Genomic DNA, 16,339 nt, shown 5'->3' with positions numbered 1-16,339 from the left:
CAGCGCCGCCGATGCCCGCAGATCCGTCGCCACCACGGGCGCGCCCGTGAGGAACGGCACCCCGCGAATCACGGCGTGATTGCCCTTGGTGCGAATATCTGCGCCCATGCGGTTTAGCTCGGCCACATGGCCCATGCGGTTTTCAAACACGGTTTCGGTAATGATGCTATCGCCCTCGCTGAGGGTCAGCAGCGCCATAAACTGCGCCTGCATATCCGTCGGAAAGCCAGGATAGGGCAGCGTTTCAATATCTGTCCCCAACCGTGACGTACCGGGCACAATGCGGAGACGGCTGGGCGTTTCTTGAACCACCTCCGAGCCGATCGCCCTCAGTTTGGCAATCACTGCCGTCAGATGATCCGGCACGACCGGAGCCAGCGACAGTTCAGATTGGGTAATCGCGCCTGCCACCAGAAACGTGCCCACTTCCACCCGGTCGGGAATCACCGCGTAATCAACCGAGTGCAGACTGGGCACGCCCGAAATCACGATCGTATTTGTGCCTGCACCGCGAATCCGTGCGCCCATCGCCCGACAGAAATTGGCCAGATCCACCACTTCCGGCTCCTGGGCGGCGTTTTCCAGAATCGTTTCGCCATCGGCCAGGGTCGCTGCCATCATCAGCGTTTCCGTTGCGCCGACGCTGGGGTAGTCGAGGTAGATCCGTGCGCCTTTGAGCCGTCGATTCACCCCCGGAATGCAGGCGTGAACCGTACCATGCTCGATCTGCACATCGGCTCCCATCGCTTGCAGTCCGCGCACATGCAAATCGACTGGACGCGCTCCAATCGCGCAGCCGCCGGGTAGGGGAATCCGCGCAATGCCCAGCCGCGCCAGCAGGGGCCCGATGATGAAAAAGCTAGCCCGGAGTTGGCTGACTAGCTCGTAGGGGGCTTTGGACTGGCTGAGATGGCGAGCGTCGATTTCTAGCGCGTCATCCTTGCGGGTAATCTTTACGCCGAGGGCGCTCAGCACCTCGCCCATGCGGGCCACGTCGGCCAGCGAGGGGACATTGCGAATGCGGCAGTCTTGGCTACACAGCAGCGAACCAGCCATCAGCACCAGCGCCGAGTTTTTGGCACCGCTGATGCGAACCTCGCCGCTGAGGTGGTGTCCGCCGATGATTTCTAGGACTGGGCTGCGATCTTCAGGTGAAGAATGGGTCACGGGTGAATTGAGAGAGGGGTTAATGGGTCTATCCTCCAAGTGCGCCTGTCAATCTTAAAGCTTTTCTTCTGTTTGTTCTATTTCTAGCGTGTCTGTTTTTGGCTGCGCCTGCTTCTAGGGTCTGCTTCTAGGTTTGCATTTCGGCTCATGCCCTATCGTTCCCTGAGTAGATGCTCAGCCTTTGCATCTATCTCAGCAGAATTTGGTCTTGATTTTACCGGAAAGGTTTCGTGTGTCTATAGCTCTGACTATTACTTTGCCAAAGCCGGGCGATCGCCCCGCGAGCAGAAACGCTACAGAACCGCCAAAAAAGTAGCAAAAAATTGTCGGCAGGAGTTGACGAAAGTTTCATCTATGCAGCATGATGGTAAATCGCAGCGTTGAAATGCGTTGATTGCGGAACTGGCGGAATTGGTAGACGCGCTAGATTCAGGTTCTAGTGTCTGCAAAGACTTCCGGGTTCAAGTCCCGGGTTCCGCATGGATGAAGAGTGGCTAGTGGCGATTGCTGCTAGCCATTCTCTTTGGGAATTCTTCTGGCATTCACTGGGGTTAGGGTGTTCACGCATCCGCTAAAAGTTCTAAGAATTTCCGCCATTTTCGGGAAGGGCGATCGCTCGTTTGATTTACTTATCATTTCGTTACATCTTCTTATAAAAGACTAATCAGATAATCAGAAAATGCTTAGCGCCCAGACGATGCCAGCATCGACTCCCTACCCCCTCAACCTGTGCTGAACTCATGCTGACAAGTCTGCAAAATCCTCTGGTTAAGCAACTCCGCAAGCTGCATCAAGCCAGGGGACGGCGCGAACAGCAGCAGTTTTTGCTGGAAGGCACGCACTTGCTGCAAGAGGCCCTGGCGGTGGGCTATCCGCTGGCCGTGGTGTGCTGCACGGAAACCTGGCGATCGCGCTATCCCGACCTGTTTGCGGCGGCCGGTCAGCGGGCGGAACGGCTGGAATTAGTGAGCGAGGCGGTGCTAGCGGCGATCGCCACCACCGTTAACCCCGATGGAGTGATCGCAACGGCTTTTCGCGTCGCGCCAAGACAGCCCAACGATCCCCGCCAGGTCAGCCTGGGGCTAGCGCTAGAGACCGTGCAAGATCCGGGCAACCTGGGCACGATGATTCGCACTGCGGCGGCAGCCGGCGTGGAGGGGCTATGGCTCAGCGCCGATAGTGTCGATCTAGATCATCCCAAGGTGCTGCGGGCGACGGCTGGGCAGTGGTTTCGGCTGCCGATGGCGGTGGCAGCCGACCTGATCAACGTGGTGCAGCAGTTTCGAGCAGTGGGGGGGCAGGTGGTGTCTACTTTGCCCAGCGCCACGCAAACCTATTGGGAAACCGACTTCACCCGGCCCACGCTGATTTTGTTGGGAAATGAGGGCGCAGGACTGTCGCCTGGGCTGGCGGCGCTGGCAGACAGTGCGGTGAGGATTCCCTTAGCGGCTGGTGTAGAGTCGCTGAATGTGGCGATCGCCGCGGCGCTATTGGTCTACGAAGCTCGACGGCAACGCACCCCTGCGACAATGGCGGCTGGATCAGCGCCGAGTCCGCCTATGCTCCGCGCTCCTGAGTAAATTGCTCAATGTCTGCCACGGCATCTTCCAGGTCTTGAACCGTGAACTGGGGCGATCGCGCTTTGTCCACCTCCCGATGAGGCGCTTCTGCCGAGGCAGGCTCAGGCTGGCTGAGGCGATCGCTGAGCTGATTGAGCGACTCGATAAACGCTTGAGACGCTGCGTACCGTAGCTCTTGTTGATGTGAGTTCATAGCAGACTCCTGATCGACGCTGGGAAAAACAGTCTCCATCGTCTCTATCCGACTCTCTCCGCGTATAGAAACCTCCACTTATTTATGGAAAGCCCCTTATGAAAAGCCCCGGCGAGAGGAAACTCGTTTGTTCACGCGGTCTGGTCGGAAAACCCTTCCCAGTCTAGTGAACCGTGTTGGAAATGCCCAGCTTTGCTGGAGAACTGGGAGCAGCCCGGTGGGGCTGAGGAACACAATTCTGTCTCTTCAGCTTGCCCCTGAGAGTTTAGCAATGCGTCAGGAAATCTGCTTAATTTCCGGCGCTGAGGGGCGATCGCCTGCCTGTGAAATACGCGGAATTATGTGCGACGTTCCCCGCAGCCACCTCCCAAAGCCGTGCCCGAAATTCACGTAGAATTTAGAACATAGGACTTACGCACTTGCGATAAGTTTTCTGGATTTTGGACTATTTCTCGCGGGCTGCCCCCGCAAGAAACACCCCATGAGTAGCCCCTAGAACAGATAACAGTTAAGAAATCCAAACGGACATCCCCTCGGAGAAGCAGACGTGAGCGAAGTATTTGACTATGACCTGGTGATTATTGGTGCGGGCGTGGGGGGGCACGGCGCGGCCCTCCATGCCGTCAGCAGCGGGCTAAAGACCGCCATCGTGGAAGCGGCTGACATGGGCGGCACCTGCGTCAACCGGGGCTGCATTCCCTCGAAGGCGCTGCTGGCCGCGTCGGGGCGGGGGCGCGAGCTGCGCGATGCTCATCACCTCAAGAATCTGGGCATTCAGTTGGGCAACGTGGGGTTTGACCGACAGGCGATCGCCGACCACGCCGCCAACCTCGTCAGCAAGATCCAGGGCGACCTCACCAACAGCCTCAAGCGGCTGGGGGTGGACATCATTCACGGCTGGGCCAGGCTGGCGGGCCCCCAAAAGGTAAGCATTGCCACCGCCGAGGGCGAAAAGACCGTAACCGCCAAAGACATTATTCTTTCGCCCGGATCTGTGCCCTTCGTGCCGCCCGGAATCGAACTAGACGGCAAGACCGTGTTCACCAGTGATGATGCAATCAAGCTAGACTGGCTGCCCAACTGGGTCGCGGTCATCGGCAGTGGCTATATTGGGCTAGAGTTTGCGGATGTCTACACCGCGCTGGGCAGCGAAGTCACCATCGTCGAAGCGCTGGATCAGCTGATGCCCGGATTTGACCCTGACATTGCCAAACTAGCGCAGCGCATCCTGATTGCGCCCCGCGACATCGAAACCCGCGTGGGGCTGCTGGCGAAAACCGTGAAACCCGGTTCCCCCGTGGTGATTGAGCTGGCGGATGTAAAAACCAAAGAAATCGTAGAAGTGCTGGAGGTCGATGCTTGCCTGGTGGCAACGGGCCGCATCCCCGCCACGAAGGACTTGGGTCTGGAAACCGTCGGCATCGAACTTGATCGGCGCGGCTTTATTCCGGTGAACGATCAGATGCAGGTGCTAATAGAGGGGCAGCCTGCGCCACATCTGTGGGCCATCGGCGACGCAACGGGCAAAATGATGCTGGCCCATGCCGCCTCGGCCCAGGGCATTGTGGCTGTCGAAAATATGTGCGATCGCCCCCGTCAGGTGGACTACCGCAGCATTCCTGCCGCCGCCTTTACCCATCCCGAAGTCAGCTTTGTCGGCATGACGGAACCCGCCGCCGTGGAACTGGGCAAGGCCGAGGGCTTCAAAGTCGCTGTTTCTCGCTCCTACTTCAAAGGCAACTCCAAAGCCCTGGCCGAAGGCGAAACCGACGGCGTGGCCAAGGTAATCTACCGTGAAGATACGGGCGAAGTGTTGGGGGCCCACATCATCGGGCTACACGCCTCCGACCTGATCCAGGAAGCCGCCAATGCGATCGCCCAGCGCCGCTCCGTCAGCGACCTCGCCTTCCTGGTGCATACCCATCCCACCCTGTCGGAAGTGCTAGACGAAGCCTACAAGCGGGCAGTTACAGCGCACTGAACGAAAAAAAGAAGAACGAAGAACGAAAAACGAAACCTTTTATCTCTTCGTTCTTCCCTCTTCGTTCTTCTCTCTTCCCTCTTCCCCTCTCCCCCCTTTCCCTCAATGCAAATCCGTCGTCGTCCGCCCAACCCCGCTGTTGCGGTAGAAAATCTGCGGTATCAGATCAGTGCGCCCGACGCGCAGCCGCAGCATATTCTCGAAGAAATCGTCTGGCATAAGGAAACCGAAGTCGATCAGATGCGGGAGCGTCTGTCGCTGCTGGATTTGCAAAAAAAGGTGAAAGATCTGCTGCCGCCGAAGGATTTTGTCGAGGCGCTGCGGCAGGGCAAGACCCGTCCAGCGCTAATTGCTGAGGTCAAGAAGGCCTCGCCCAGCAAAGGCGTGATTCGGGAAGACTTTGACCCTGTGGCGATCGCCCGCGCCTACGAGCAAGCCGGAGCCGCCTGCATTTCTGTTTTAACGGACGAAAAGTTTTTTCAGGGCAGCTTTGCCTATCTCCAGCGGGTGCGCGATGCGGTCGATGTTCCCCTGCTGTGCAAAGACTTTGTGATTTATCCCTACCAAATCTATATGGCCCGGCTGCACGGAGCCGATGCGGTATTACTGATTGCAGCAATTCTCTCAGACAAGGATTTACAATACTTTATTAAGATTGTTCGGGCGCTTAACATGACTGCCCTGGTTGAGGTTCACACCCTCGAAGAGTTGGATCGAGTGCTGGCACTGCAAGGTGTCCATGTGATCGGCATCAACAACCGCAACTTGCAGGACTTTTCTGTAGATCTGCAAACCACTTGTAGCCTGTTGGCCGATCGCCAAGCTCGGATTCAAAAACAGGGCATTCTAACGGTAAGCGAGTCGGGACTGCACACTCCAGCAGACCTCAGCCAGGTCGAGCAAGCCGGGGTCGAAGCCGTGCTGATTGGGGAGTCGCTGGTCAAACAGCCCGACCCAGGAGCGGCGATCGCTAGTCTGTTTGTCTGCTAACCTGCTGACGCTCGACCTGGGCAAATAACTGGGCAACCGACTGTGGCTCAAACCCAAAGCTTCCATATCAGGACTGGATGACGGTTTGCGCCCGCGTGTGGCGACTGCACATCTCAGGTTTGAACGAGTCTGAGACAACCGCTTACCACCGATTCTTTGGGCCGCCCACCCCCGTCCGACTCGCTCCGACCCGCGCTGGACGAGGCGCTTTTCCGCATCTTTGTTGCATCTTCAACTTAGAGTTAGCCTTTAGAATCCTATGGAACCGATTCCCCTGCCGTCCCATATTCACTACGAGCTGCTGCTGCAACTGCTGGAACGCCAGACCACGCCCGCTGCTCAGCACCAGTCTCAGCATCAGGCCCAGGTTCATGAGCTAATCAGCACGCTGCGAAAGGCGCTGACCCAACAGAAGCGCCTAGAGGAAAGCCTGAGCCGCGCCAATGTGCCTATTGACTATCGCTGGTCGCTCAACAGCGCGGGTCTGGAGACAGTCTCTTCTGACGTGTGCTGAGGTGGCAGTCCGCACCTTGTAGATTTCAGATTTCTTTAATAAATCGGGCGATCGCAGATGGATGAGCAGTGCTAGCTGGGTTGGCGCAAGAAGAAAGCGGATTCAGCCGTGCTTCTTTCAATTTGAATCTCGGATCTGCTGAACACATCCTGTAAACTAGGATCAACCCGAAGCAAGCATCGGTCATACAAGCTATGTTTTTCATAGGTTGTACTGCCGGTTGCTTGGTCTTCTTCACTATGCTTCTGTTTTTAGTAGATTGATTGTGCATCTCTTAGAGCAGTTTCTTCAGGTGAATTTGCCTGAACGACTCGATACAAGCTTGATTTAATTCCCTAGCTTGATCCTCGGATTGAGGCTGAGTCTGCGTTGAGCTATTCATGAGGCTCAGACACACGGGGAATGATACAGATTCAAATGATTGAGTAATCGAGTTTTGGTCGTTGTTTGGAGTCTTCTAGGAATTGGTTTGGCAACTGCTTGTTGGTAACTATTTAGCTGATGTTGTAAGTGGCTTGAGTTAAAGCTTTTAGCATTTACTCTTGGTATTTGTTTGACATCCAGTAAAGTGCTAAGCATTGAGCAAGTTTGAGCAGGTTTAATTCTTTAATTCATTTTGATGGGTCGATTCTTGTCATCCTGGGCGCAAGGTTTAGTTTGTCGTTTTGATTAGTTTCTGCTGGCTCCGCTTCTGATTTAAGTTTCTTTATTAAACCCACTGGTTATCCCACGGCTGGCTGAGTATTGTGTGGCAAAACGATCAGGAGGCGCTGCGTGTCACAACCAGATTGGACAATGGTTTCCGCGACACCGGAGCAATCACGTCTTTCCATCGAAGCCGGTTCCGATGGAGCGAGCTTTAGTGGAAACGGTTTGGGCAGCAGTCCTCTCAGGGGGGAGGATTCGAGTCCAAGCGTGGTGGCTGTCGAAGCGCCAGTTGTGGAACCACCAGCCGAATTACCTGTCGAATCACCGCAATATACGCGGCTGTTGAGCGAGTTGGCCCAATTGCGATCGCAGGAGCGAGAGCGCATCGCCCGCATTCACCACCTCGAACAGGCGCTGGATCAAGCCTTGTCTTGCATGGACGAACTGCGGCTGCAAATGCAAGACCAGGGCTTGCTGGAAACCCAACTGGCGGCGACCGAAAAGTTTGCCAGCGTGCAACAGCAGGCGATCGCCCGCCTCAAAGTCCGCCTCAAGCAGCAGCAGCAGACCATCGATGCCCATTTGGCCGAAGCCTACGAGCGCGATCGCCAAACTCAGGAAAAGCTTGCTGCGGCCGAAGCCCGCTTTCAGGCACAGCAGGAAGAACTGGATCGGCTGAGAATCCAGCTTAGCGGCCTGAGCCAAGGCCGCGGGCGCGATGGATGGAACGGCCGAGAATCGCCAGACGCAACCCGCCAGCGGATGCAGGAACTAGAGGAGGCTGCCCAATACGCGCAAGAACTGTCCTATCGCCTCCAGGGACAGCTTGAAGCATCGCAGCAGCAGGTTCAGCGTTTAGCCGTTGCCCTGAGCGCTGCCGAAACCCGAGTTGCCGAGATGGAATCGACGCTGGCCCAGATTCAGGCGGCCCAGGGCCCAAGCCAGGAACAACCGGGCGGGTTGCGGTCGGCGCTGCCATCGTCTGCAATCCGGACTCGCCCTGTCGCTCGCCGGACAAACGCGATCGCCACGCTGGGGCAAGACCTGGCCCGCGCCCAGATCAAAGCCGATGAGCTAGAAATTGAGCTAGGACGGCAGATGCGGCTGCAAACCCTATGGCTACAAAATAACCGGGAGTTGGAGGCAGAGTGCGATCGCTATCGGGCCCGCATTGCCGATCTGGAGGCCCAAAATAGCGACATCCAGGAGCAAATCTTTCACCATGCCCGCCAGGTCAGCGAGTACGAAGCCACCATCCATCATTGGAAAGATCAGTACATTGCCAGCCAGCGCCAAATCGCCAGCTTCAAAGAACTGCTCGATAGCGTACAGGTGCATCTACTCGCCAGCGAACAGGTCGATCCAGAGCTAACCGCGATTTTCTCTGAGCTAATGACCATGATGGAAGTTGTCGCCACCCTCGACAGCAGCAGCCTCAGCAGCCTCTCTGCACCGCCCGTCTCGCGGTTCAATCCGCTGGATTTACCTGATTTTCTGGTGCGCTGCCGCAGCCACCGCCATCGCTAGCAACCTGACATATCCATCGCAAACGAGTCGAGGGCCTGAGAAACGCTGTAGACTGATGGAGACGTTTTCAGCAGGACTTGCCGTGACCCCAGCCGAGCTTGCTTTGCTGCTTTCCTCTATTGCCCTTGGCGTTGCGGGGCAGTTTTTTTTGAAGTCGGGCGCACTGAAGCTGGGTCGCGTTGAGGCGAGTAATGCCATCAGCCATGTGTTGAGCATTCTCACCGTGCCGGACTTGCTGATTGGGCTGGCTTGCTATGGGTTGGGCGCGGTGGTGTATATCTTGGTGCTGACTCGCGTCAAGCTCAGCGTCGTAGGGCCAACGGTCGCGCTCAGCTACGTGTTTTCGGTGCTGTTGGGCTATTTTGTCTTCAAGGAAACGATTCCTGGTCTGCGGCTGGTGGGGCTGGGACTGATCGTGGCAGGTGTGATTTTGGTGGTGTGGCAGCCGAAGTGAGGGGCGGGGTGGCTTGCTGCAAACGCTCCGGGAGCCAGTTGCGATAGAACTTGCTCAAGAGCTTGCTATAAAAAACAGAATTGACTACAAAAGTTGACTACAAAAATTGACTCAGCAGTGCGCGGGTGGTAGCTCCGGTTTTTTCCCAGCTAAACTGGCGGGCGCGGGCCAGTCCAGCGGTGCGGAGGTGCGATCGCACGTCGGGTTCTGTCACTAAGCGCTGCATAGCATGGGCGATCGCCCTGGTATCTTCCGGGTTCACCAGCAGCGCCGCCTCCCCCGCCACCTCTGGCATCGACGAGCGATTCGACGTGATGACGGGCGTGCCACAGGCCATCGCCTCCAGCACCGGAAAGCCAAACCCTTCCCACAGACTGGGAAACAGCAGCGCGATCGCCCGATTTAGCACCTGGGGCAGGTCGGCGTAGGGCACGTAGTCCAAAAATTTCACCTGAGCCGCAATGCCCAGCGCTTCGGCGTGGGTGGACAGGTCGGGCGCAAAGCGGGGGTCGGTCGAACCCACTAGCCACAGTTCATAGTCCTGGCAGCGGGGCAGCGCTGCAAACGCATCTAAAACGCGGTGCAGATTTTTGTAGGGATCTTGCCGCCCCAGATAGACAAAATAATTGCTGGTGGGTAAATCGAGCCAGCGAAAATGGTCGGCATTGTAAGCCAGCGGAATAGGCGTAATCTTATCCGCCGAAATGTTGTAAAAAGCAACAATATCGTCCGCTGTCGCCTGCGAGTTGCAGACAATATGTAGCGCCTGATTTAGCACCAGCGGCACATAGTATTTGGCATAAATTGTGAGGGGCGATCGCCAGTTTGGAAACCGCAGCGGAATCAGGTCATGCACCATCACCACCGAGCGACACGGGTTCCAGATGGGCGCTTCGGGAAGCGGAGAAAAAACGAGATTTGCCTTTAGGACTTGATAAATTTTGGGGAGTTGGGTTTGCGTCCAGCGCAGTCGCCTGAAGTGCCCTACCTTGCCATATTCTGCGCTCATTCCGGCCGGAATTTCGTAGTAGGAAATGTCTCGCGCCTGGGTTTTAGAAATTTGGTGATGTGCTTCTAGAGAGGCTAAAAGCAGAGTGTTTTGAACTGCCAGATGGGGCGCAACATTGAGCGCGTAGGTGGCTAATCCGGTGGGGCGATCGCCCACCACCGACAAACTCACAATCAGGTCAGCCGAATCAGAGATCGCCCCCATGTTCAGAGTCCAAATTGGAACACCCACCCGGCTCACATTCCTGCCAACATCCTACAAGACATCGATGCTCTGCGTTTCGATTGGATGTCCAGCAGTGTCTCAAACAGCGAGATTCAGTCACATCAAAAGCGTAAGCGCTGGCTGAGGTTATATCCGCATTCTCTGTCAATTGTTCTTGTATCCAGAAGCCACTAAACTCGACTGCTGGAACGTCTAGTTGAGTGTCTTCTGTTGTATAAGCTAGTGGTTCAGAGACTGCATTATCCGCGCCCAAGTCCTCTGGTCGGCTATCTGAAGAGTTGGTTTGCCCCGACTGATTGCTACACCAAATCAGCGAAAATAGACTGGGCAACCATAGGTTGATTCTATTTACGTTCGATAAAATCAGATTGAGATATAGCCTAGATCGACCCTGCCTTTGCAAAGATGCTCCAAGCATCGCCTGAGGGAATCGCCACTGCCTTTGCAAGGATGCTCCGAGCATCATCTGAGGAAGTGGCATTGCAGGATAACTGTACATAAGATCAACCTCAAAAATAAGCTAAGCGTTTGCAAAAGTTATTAAACTTTCGCAATTTGAAGTGTCGCGGCTACGCAAATAGACTTGCAAAAAGTCATTTCTGTTTATTTGTGCCAGCTTGCTTCAGTATTGGATTCTGAAACGCAAGATCGGATTTGAATCTCCCCTCCAGAAATCAAATGCCAAACTCTGGGAGTAAGAGTCGTAACTCAATTCTCTCCCATCAAGAGACATATTTAGAGAATACTTTGAGGAAGGGGCGATCGCCTCACCCGTCTGCCTCATCCAGACGCATCATTTCTGAGTTTGATTAACGCTAGATGCAGCTAAACGGGTATAGAAATCACCTAGAATTTATATTAGTAAAGCTATCGACTTCATCCTCTATGCTGACCGTTGCGCTGCCCAAAGGCGGGCTGCTAAAAGACAGTATTCAGCTTTTTCAAGCCATCGGGCTTGATTTCAGTGAGTTTCTCAACCCAGCCAATCGCCAGCTTGAAATCCTCGATAGCAGTGGGCGGGCGCACGGGCTGCTAGTTCGTAATTACGACGTGCCCGTTTATGTGGAATATGGACAAGCACACCTGGGCGTGATCGGTTACGACGTGTTGCGTGAAAAACAGCCCAAGGTTGCCCATCTGGTGGACTTAGGGTTTGGGCAATGCCGTATGTCGGTCGCGGTCAAAGCGACCAGCCCCTACCGCGCCGCACTCGATCTGCCGCCCCACTGCCGAGTTGCGTCCAAGTTTGTGCGCTGCGCCCACGACTATTTTCAGAGCCTAGACTTACCCGTAGACATCGTGCCGCTTTATGGGTCTGTAGAGCTGGGGCCAATCACAGGGATGTCAGAGGCGATCGTAGACTTGGTGGCTACCGGGCGCACCCTCCAGGAAAATAACCTGATTGAAATCGATCGCCTGTTTGAAAGTACGGCCCGACTGATTGCCCATCCGCTCAGCTATCGGCTCAATCAAGACGGCGTGCAGGATATTGTGGAGCAACTGCGGGCACACACTTCTCAAGTAGTCCCTGGCAAAGCCGTGGCTGAGGCTGCAATTAAAACTGCGGCTGAAACTCCGGCTTCTGCCTGAGTCTTGACTCGACCAAGATTGCAAGAATGGCGCTTATTCTGATTGCCGACCCAAAAGCGTAAAGTGTAAAGAAATATTTAGTTTTCCCGATAGACCCCATATACAGTTGAATTTTTTCGATTAGACAACTATATATAGTAGTTGCAGGAACAACTTGGGTCAGCAGTAGCGTCTTGAGGCGTGTTTTGCATACTTCTGAGCGGCGAATTTAGGTGTTGTTTCCTGGGCTGAGTTTCTGCATTGTGCTGTCTTTTTGTCTGTAAAGACTGTGTAATGACTCGAAAATCCGCTCTGGGAGCGCGTCTAGATTGTTGAAAAAGAAGTTAGAACGCCAACAGTCGGTTATGCTGGTGAGGCTATGGAGATGATTTCGATCGGACGCAATTTTGGTTGAAGTCGATCTGGCTTTGATGTTCCGGGTTTGATTTGGATTTGATTTGGATTTGATCTGAGTTTACGCTACGGGTTTCGGTTACCACTCAGGCTTCAAGACTGTGGGCAGCGGTTCAAGCGCTGCTAGAGATTGTTTGACATAAGTTGTTTGAACTGCTGATTCTTCAATGTTTCTAGCATTGAAGGCCTGCTTTTTGTCGGCTTGTTTCATGCCGCAGGTCGAAGATCAGGGTGCAGCGTGCCTGCGTGGGCGCTGGAGATAGATTCGGCTTCATTGAAGCAGATTCAACCAGGTCTTTCAGGCAGTTCTTTCTGGCAAATCTTTCAGAACTAGACGCTGCTTTAGAGAGCGCTTTGTCTGGAGTGCGCTACCTGGGGTGCCCTACCTGGAATATGCTCCAGGGTTTTGCTCAACAAGCTGCTGTTCAAGTCCGGCGGCAACCATACCATTGCTTAAATTTCAACTAAATCTCAGCAAGGAGCCATTCTTATGACCTATCAAGATCAGCTTAGCCCTTGGGTTGTCTACAAGCTGCTGCCCACTATGCAGAATGCTCCCGTAGCGCGGTTTCGCTATCGCAATGATGCGGAGTCTTATCTGAAGCTGGTGAGTCGCGTTTTGCCCCAAACTTCGTTTTTGATTTCCTTTGATGGGCCGATCCGTCCTGCGACAGAACAGCCTGCTAAAGCTACTCCGACGACTGCTGCAAAGACGACTAAAAAAGCACGAACCACCCGCCGCAAAACGTCGCTAGCCTGATAGGTGGTTTTTCAAAGAAATTCTTGATCTCAGGGCTTACGCACTTGCGATGAGTTTTCTGGGTTTTGGACGATTTCTCGCGAGGGCAGCCCGCGAGAAGTCGTCCAACTGCGTAAGTCCCAAATCTTTCAAGCTGTCGATTGCTGAAGCAGACAGGCAACTTGAAAGATGAGTGGCGGATGCTGAACGCTCTACGGGCGAACGGCTTGGCGTTCTAAATAGGTCATCACGCCGCTGCCCATTTGCACCAGGTTGGGGCCGATCTTTTTGCCCAAAAAGTCCTCTACGATGCCGCTGACCATGCCTGCTAGGAATGGCGGAACGTCCTTGAGCTTGCGGGGATCAATGATGAGTTCTCCCCGGCTTTCGATGACGGTCATCCCCTCGTTTTCAAAAAAGTGATTCGTGCCCAAGCAGCGTACCGCTTCGGTAAAGGCGTGGGTTTCAATTTGCCATTCGGTGGTGAAGCGATCGCCATGCCAGACGGCATGTTCTGTCCAAGACAGCATCGACTCGTTCAAAAAGGCGCGGGCTGCGGTTGGGATATCGCCGCCTCCCTGCCACTCGTTGACGAATTTTATCCAGTCGCCATTTCCCTCGCGCGATCGCACCTGCACGCCTCGGATATTGGGCATATAGGGCACTAACTCCATGAGCTTGTCGCGATAGGTGGAGTAGACCAGCGGGCGGGGAAACGGAACACGAGTATTGGCAGAGATGAGCATTGGCGGTGTCAGGAATTTACTATTTCCAGTTATAGAGGTTTTGGGTGCAAACCCGATGTATTTAGGACTGGGCTGGAAGTGGGCAATCCCGATCCCCCCTTCAGCCTAAAAAGGCCAAGGGGGGATGCAAGAGTTGCCTCATCACGCCACTAGACGGTGGTTAGCTCGGCGGGCAGCCGCTTGAAGGCCAGCCGCTCGTTCTCCACATCGACGTAGATTGTGTCGCCGTCGGTGAATTCGCCGCGCAGGATAGCTTTGGCGATCGCCGTTTCCAGTTCGCGCTGGATGGCTCGCTTCAGGGGGCGAGCGCCGTAGACCGGGTCGTAGCCCACGTCGGCAAGGAAGTCGAGGGCCGCGTCGGAGAGGCGCAGCGCCATCTTGCGGTCTTCCAGACGTTGTTCCAGCCGGGCCACTTGCAGGCGCACGATGTTCCGCAGTTCCGACTTTTGCAGGCTGTGGAAGATGATGAACTCGTCCACGCGGTTGAGGAATTCGGGACGGAAGTGCGATCGCATCGCCTCGATCACCCGACCCCGCATTTCGTCGTAGCGGCTGTTGTCGCCGGCCACGTCGAGGATGTATTGCGAGCCAATGTTGCTGGTCATGATGATGATGGTGTTTTTGAAATCCACCGTGCGTCCCTGAGAATCGGTAACGCGCCCATCATCGAGGATTTGCAGCATGACGTTGAACACGTCGGGATGGGCTTTTTCGATTTCGTCGAACAGCACCACGGCATAGGGGCGGCGACGAATGGCTTCGGTGAGTTGTCCGCCTTCGTCGTAGCCGACATAGCCCGGAGGCGCACCGATGAGCCTGGAAACGGCGTGTTTCTCCATGTATTCCGACATGTCGATCCGCACCATTGCTTCTTCGCTGTCGAACAGGTAGCTGGCCAGGGCTTTGGCGAGTTCCGTCTTGCCCACGCCCGTCGGCCCCAGGAAGATGAAGCTGGCGATCGGGCGGTTGGGGTCGGAGAGTCCGGCGCGCGATCGCTGGATCGCGTCCGCCACAGCGGTCACGGCTTCGTCCTGCCCAATCACGCGGCGGTGCAGTTCGTCTTCTAGGTGCAGCAGCTTCTGCATTTCCGACTCCACCAGCTTGCTGACGGGAATGCCTGTCCACTTGGAGATAATTTCCGCGATATCGGACTCGGTGACTTCTTCCCGCAGCAGCGATTTGCCGCTGGTTTGGGTCTGCGTCAGGCGCGTTTCAGCATCAGCCAGTTCTTTTTGTAAACTAGCCAGCTTGCCATACTTCAACTCCGCAGCGCGGTTGAGGTCATAGTCGCGCTCAGCTTGCTGAATTTCGATGTTGACCTTTTCAATCTCTTGCTTAATGCGCTGGATATCCTGAATGATGCCTTTCTCCGCATCCCACTGAGCATTTAGCGCGGTTTGGGTTTCCTTCAGGTCAGCCAGTTCTTTTTCAAGCCGCTCGAGGCGATCGCGCGAGGCGGTGTCCGTTTCCTTTTGCAGCGATAGTTTTTCCATCTCTAGCTGCAAAATCTTGCGGTCTACTTCGTCCAGTTCTTCGGGTTTGGAGGTAATTTCCATCTTCAGCTTGGCGGCGGCTTCGTCCACCAAGTCGATCGCCTTGTCGGGCAAGAAGCGGTCAGAAATGTAGCGGTTCGACAGCATGGCAGCCGCCACCAGCGCCGAGTCGGAAATCTTCACGCCGTGGTGGTTTTCGTAGCGTTCGCGCAGACCCCGCAGGATCGAGACGGTATCTTCCACCGTTGGCTGATCCACATACACCTGCTGGAATCGGCGCTCCAAGGCTGCATCTTTTTCGATGTACTTGCGGTATTCGTCCAGCGTGGTCGCGCCGATACAGCGCAGTTCGCCCCGCGCCAGCATCGGCTTCAGCAGGTTGCCCGCGTCCATTGCGCCCTGCGTTGCGCCCGCACCGACGACGGTGTGGATTTCGTCGATAAACAGAATAATTTGCCCGTTGGAGTCGGTGACTTCCTTCAGCACGGCTTTTAGGCGTTCTTCAAACTCGCCGCGATACTTCGCACCCGCAATCAGCGCACCCATGTCCAGGGCAATCAGCTTGCGGTCTTTCAGGGATTCCGGCACGTCGCCCTTGACGATGCGCTGGGCCAGTCCTTCGGCGATCGCCGGGTTCGCCAATCAGCACGGGGTTATTCTTTGTGCGGCGCGACAGGATTTGGATCGTGCGGCGAATTTCGTCGTCTCGCCCGATCACGGGGTCAAGCTTGCCCTGCTTGGCCGATTCGGTCAGGTCGCGCCCGTATTTTTCTAGCGCTTCGTATTTGCCTTCGGGGTTTTGGTCGGTCACTTTTTGGCTGCCTCGCACTTGTTCTACGGTTTGCTTGAGCTTGGCTTCGTCGAGCCGGATATCCTGAAACAGCGATCGCCCAAATCGGTCATCCTTGGGATAGGCCAGCAGCAGGTGTTCGACGGAAATAAAGTCGTCACCCAGTTCCTTGCGGGCGGCTTCGGCGCGATCCAGCAGCGTATCTATCGTGTACGGATAACTCTGTCCGGACTCGTCGGTCATCTGAGTGGTCGCCTGATAAACGTCGATGATCGTCCCATCCAGATCAGCGAAGCGCAT

General features: G+C 55.3%; 13 protein-coding genes, 1 tRNA gene and 1 pseudogene. 9 read left to right on the top strand and 6 right to left on the bottom strand.

Annotation, left to right across the window (positions count from 1 at the left end; all coding sequences use genetic code 11):
• Positions 1-1,167, bottom strand: a 1,167-nt coding sequence (gene murA / locus IGS51_RS05415; protein WP_297076883.1) for a UDP-N-acetylglucosamine 1-carboxyvinyltransferase, incomplete at its 3' end; no start/stop codon positions are given.
• A 396-nt stretch (positions 1,168-1,563) separates the two neighbouring features.
• On the opposite strand from murA, the gene IGS51_RS05410 reads away from it, so the two are divergent.
• Positions 1,564-1,647 (top strand) — tRNA-Leu (locus tag IGS51_RS05410).
• Positions 1,648-1,907: 260 nt separating this feature from the next.
• On the top strand, positions 1,908-2,747 hold the full coding sequence (locus tag IGS51_RS05405) for an RNA methyltransferase (protein ID WP_297076881.1): 840 nt from the start codon (positions 1,908-1,910) through the stop codon (positions 2,745-2,747).
• On the opposite strand, the gene IGS51_RS05400 is transcribed toward IGS51_RS05405, so the two are convergent.
• Complete coding sequence (locus tag IGS51_RS05400; RefSeq protein WP_297076879.1) at positions 2,725-2,940, bottom strand: hypothetical protein; 216 nt, start codon at positions 2,938-2,940, stop codon at positions 2,725-2,727. The genes IGS51_RS05405 and IGS51_RS05400 overlap by 23 nt on opposite strands.
• A gap of 547 nt (positions 2,941-3,487) precedes the next feature.
• Here IGS51_RS05400 and lpdA point away from each other — a divergent pair.
• From lpdA to IGS51_RS05375, 5 genes are all read left to right on the top strand, one after another.
• The gene (lpdA, locus tag IGS51_RS05395; protein WP_297076874.1) at positions 3,488-4,921 is read left to right on the top strand and encodes a dihydrolipoyl dehydrogenase; all 1,434 of its coding nucleotides are present in this window, start codon (positions 3,488-3,490) and stop codon (positions 4,919-4,921) included.
• A 105-nt stretch (positions 4,922-5,026) separates the two neighbouring features.
• Entirely contained in the window at positions 5,027-5,911 is an 885-nt protein-coding gene (gene trpC, locus IGS51_RS05390; RefSeq protein WP_297076872.1) for an indole-3-glycerol phosphate synthase TrpC, read from the top strand.
• A 259-nt stretch (positions 5,912-6,170) separates the two neighbouring features.
• On the top strand, positions 6,171-6,425 hold the full coding sequence (locus IGS51_RS05385) for a DUF5340 domain-containing protein (RefSeq protein ID WP_297076869.1): 255 nt from the start codon (positions 6,171-6,173) through the stop codon (positions 6,423-6,425).
• 915 nt (positions 6,426-7,340) lie between these two features.
• Complete coding sequence (locus IGS51_RS05380; protein ID WP_297076866.1) at positions 7,341-8,600, top strand: hypothetical protein; 1,260 nt, start codon at positions 7,341-7,343, stop codon at positions 8,598-8,600.
• Positions 8,601-8,655: 55 nt separating this feature from the next.
• Entirely contained in the window at positions 8,656-9,054 is a 399-nt protein-coding gene (locus IGS51_RS05375; RefSeq protein ID WP_225906647.1) for an EamA family transporter, read from the top strand.
• A gap of 97 nt (positions 9,055-9,151) precedes the next feature.
• On the opposite strand, the gene IGS51_RS05370 is transcribed toward IGS51_RS05375, so the two are convergent.
• Positions 9,152-10,267 (bottom strand): glycosyltransferase family 1 protein, encoded by a 1,116-nt coding sequence (locus tag IGS51_RS05370; protein ID WP_297076846.1) that lies wholly within the window; start codon positions 10,265-10,267, stop codon positions 9,152-9,154.
• A gap of 906 nt (positions 10,268-11,173) precedes the next feature.
• Here IGS51_RS05370 and hisG point away from each other — a divergent pair.
• Complete coding sequence (gene hisG, locus IGS51_RS05365) at positions 11,174-11,878, top strand: ATP phosphoribosyltransferase (protein WP_297076843.1); 705 nt, start codon at positions 11,174-11,176, stop codon at positions 11,876-11,878.
• Positions 11,879-12,350: 472 nt separating this feature from the next.
• Here the strand turns inward: hisG and IGS51_RS05360 are convergent, their stop codons facing one another.
• Positions 12,351-12,482, bottom strand: a complete 132-nt coding sequence (locus IGS51_RS05360) for a hypothetical protein (protein WP_297076840.1) — start codon at positions 12,480-12,482, stop codon at positions 12,351-12,353.
• A gap of 279 nt (positions 12,483-12,761) precedes the next feature.
• On the opposite strand from IGS51_RS05360, the gene IGS51_RS05355 reads away from it, so the two are divergent.
• Positions 12,762-13,031, top strand: coding sequence for a hypothetical protein (locus tag IGS51_RS05355; protein WP_172353190.1), 270 nt, complete (start codon positions 12,762-12,764; stop codon positions 13,029-13,031).
• 191 nt (positions 13,032-13,222) lie between these two features.
• Here IGS51_RS05355 and IGS51_RS05350 read toward each other — a convergent pair whose 3' ends face one another.
• Together IGS51_RS05350 and clpB are read right to left on the bottom strand one after the other, a co-directional pair.
• Entirely contained in the window at positions 13,223-13,756 is a 534-nt protein-coding gene (locus tag IGS51_RS05350) for a hypothetical protein (RefSeq protein WP_297076837.1), read from the bottom strand.
• A gap of 149 nt (positions 13,757-13,905) precedes the next feature.
• Positions 13,906-16,249, bottom strand: a pseudogene (clpB, locus tag IGS51_RS05345) (ATP-dependent chaperone ClpB); the annotation flags it as partial.
• Positions 16,250-16,339: the final 90 nt, after the last annotated feature.

It is taken from the genome of Thermoleptolyngbya sp. M55_K2018_002, assembly GCF_015295965.1.
Classification (GTDB): domain Bacteria; phylum Cyanobacteriota; class Cyanobacteriia; order Elainellales; family Elainellaceae; genus Thermoleptolyngbya; species Thermoleptolyngbya sichuanensis.
Note: the sequence above shows the minus strand (reverse complement) of the source record. Positions and strands in the feature narration are given on the sequence as shown.

Bases quoted from the DNA above. Each gene is read 5' to 3' on its own strand.
- IGS51_RS05375 (WP_225906647.1), top strand. From the start codon at position 8,656: ATGGAGACGTTTTCAGCAGGACTTGCCGTGACCCCAGCCGAGCTTGCT.
- hisG (WP_297076843.1), top strand. From the start codon at position 11,174: ATGCTGACCGTTGCGCTGCCCAAAGGCGGGCTGCTAAAAGACAGTATT.
- IGS51_RS05350 (WP_297076837.1), bottom strand. From the start codon at position 13,756: ATGCTCATCTCTGCCAATACTCGTGTTCCGTTTCCCCGCCCGCTGGTC.
- IGS51_RS05360 (WP_297076840.1), bottom strand. From the start codon at position 12,482: ATGAAACAAGCCGACAAAAAGCAGGCCTTCAATGCTAGAAACATTGAA.
- IGS51_RS05355 (WP_172353190.1), top strand. From the start codon at position 12,762: ATGACCTATCAAGATCAGCTTAGCCCTTGGGTTGTCTACAAGCTGCTG.
- IGS51_RS05370 (WP_297076846.1), bottom strand. From the start codon at position 10,267: ATGGGGGCGATCTCTGATTCGGCTGACCTGATTGTGAGTTTGTCGGTG.
- IGS51_RS05385 (WP_297076869.1), top strand. From the start codon at position 6,171: ATGGAACCGATTCCCCTGCCGTCCCATATTCACTACGAGCTGCTGCTG.
- trpC (WP_297076872.1), top strand. From the start codon at position 5,027: ATGCAAATCCGTCGTCGTCCGCCCAACCCCGCTGTTGCGGTAGAAAAT.
- IGS51_RS05405 (WP_297076881.1), top strand. From the start codon at position 1,908: ATGCTGACAAGTCTGCAAAATCCTCTGGTTAAGCAACTCCGCAAGCTG.
- IGS51_RS05400 (WP_297076879.1), bottom strand. From the start codon at position 2,940: ATGAACTCACATCAACAAGAGCTACGGTACGCAGCGTCTCAAGCGTTT.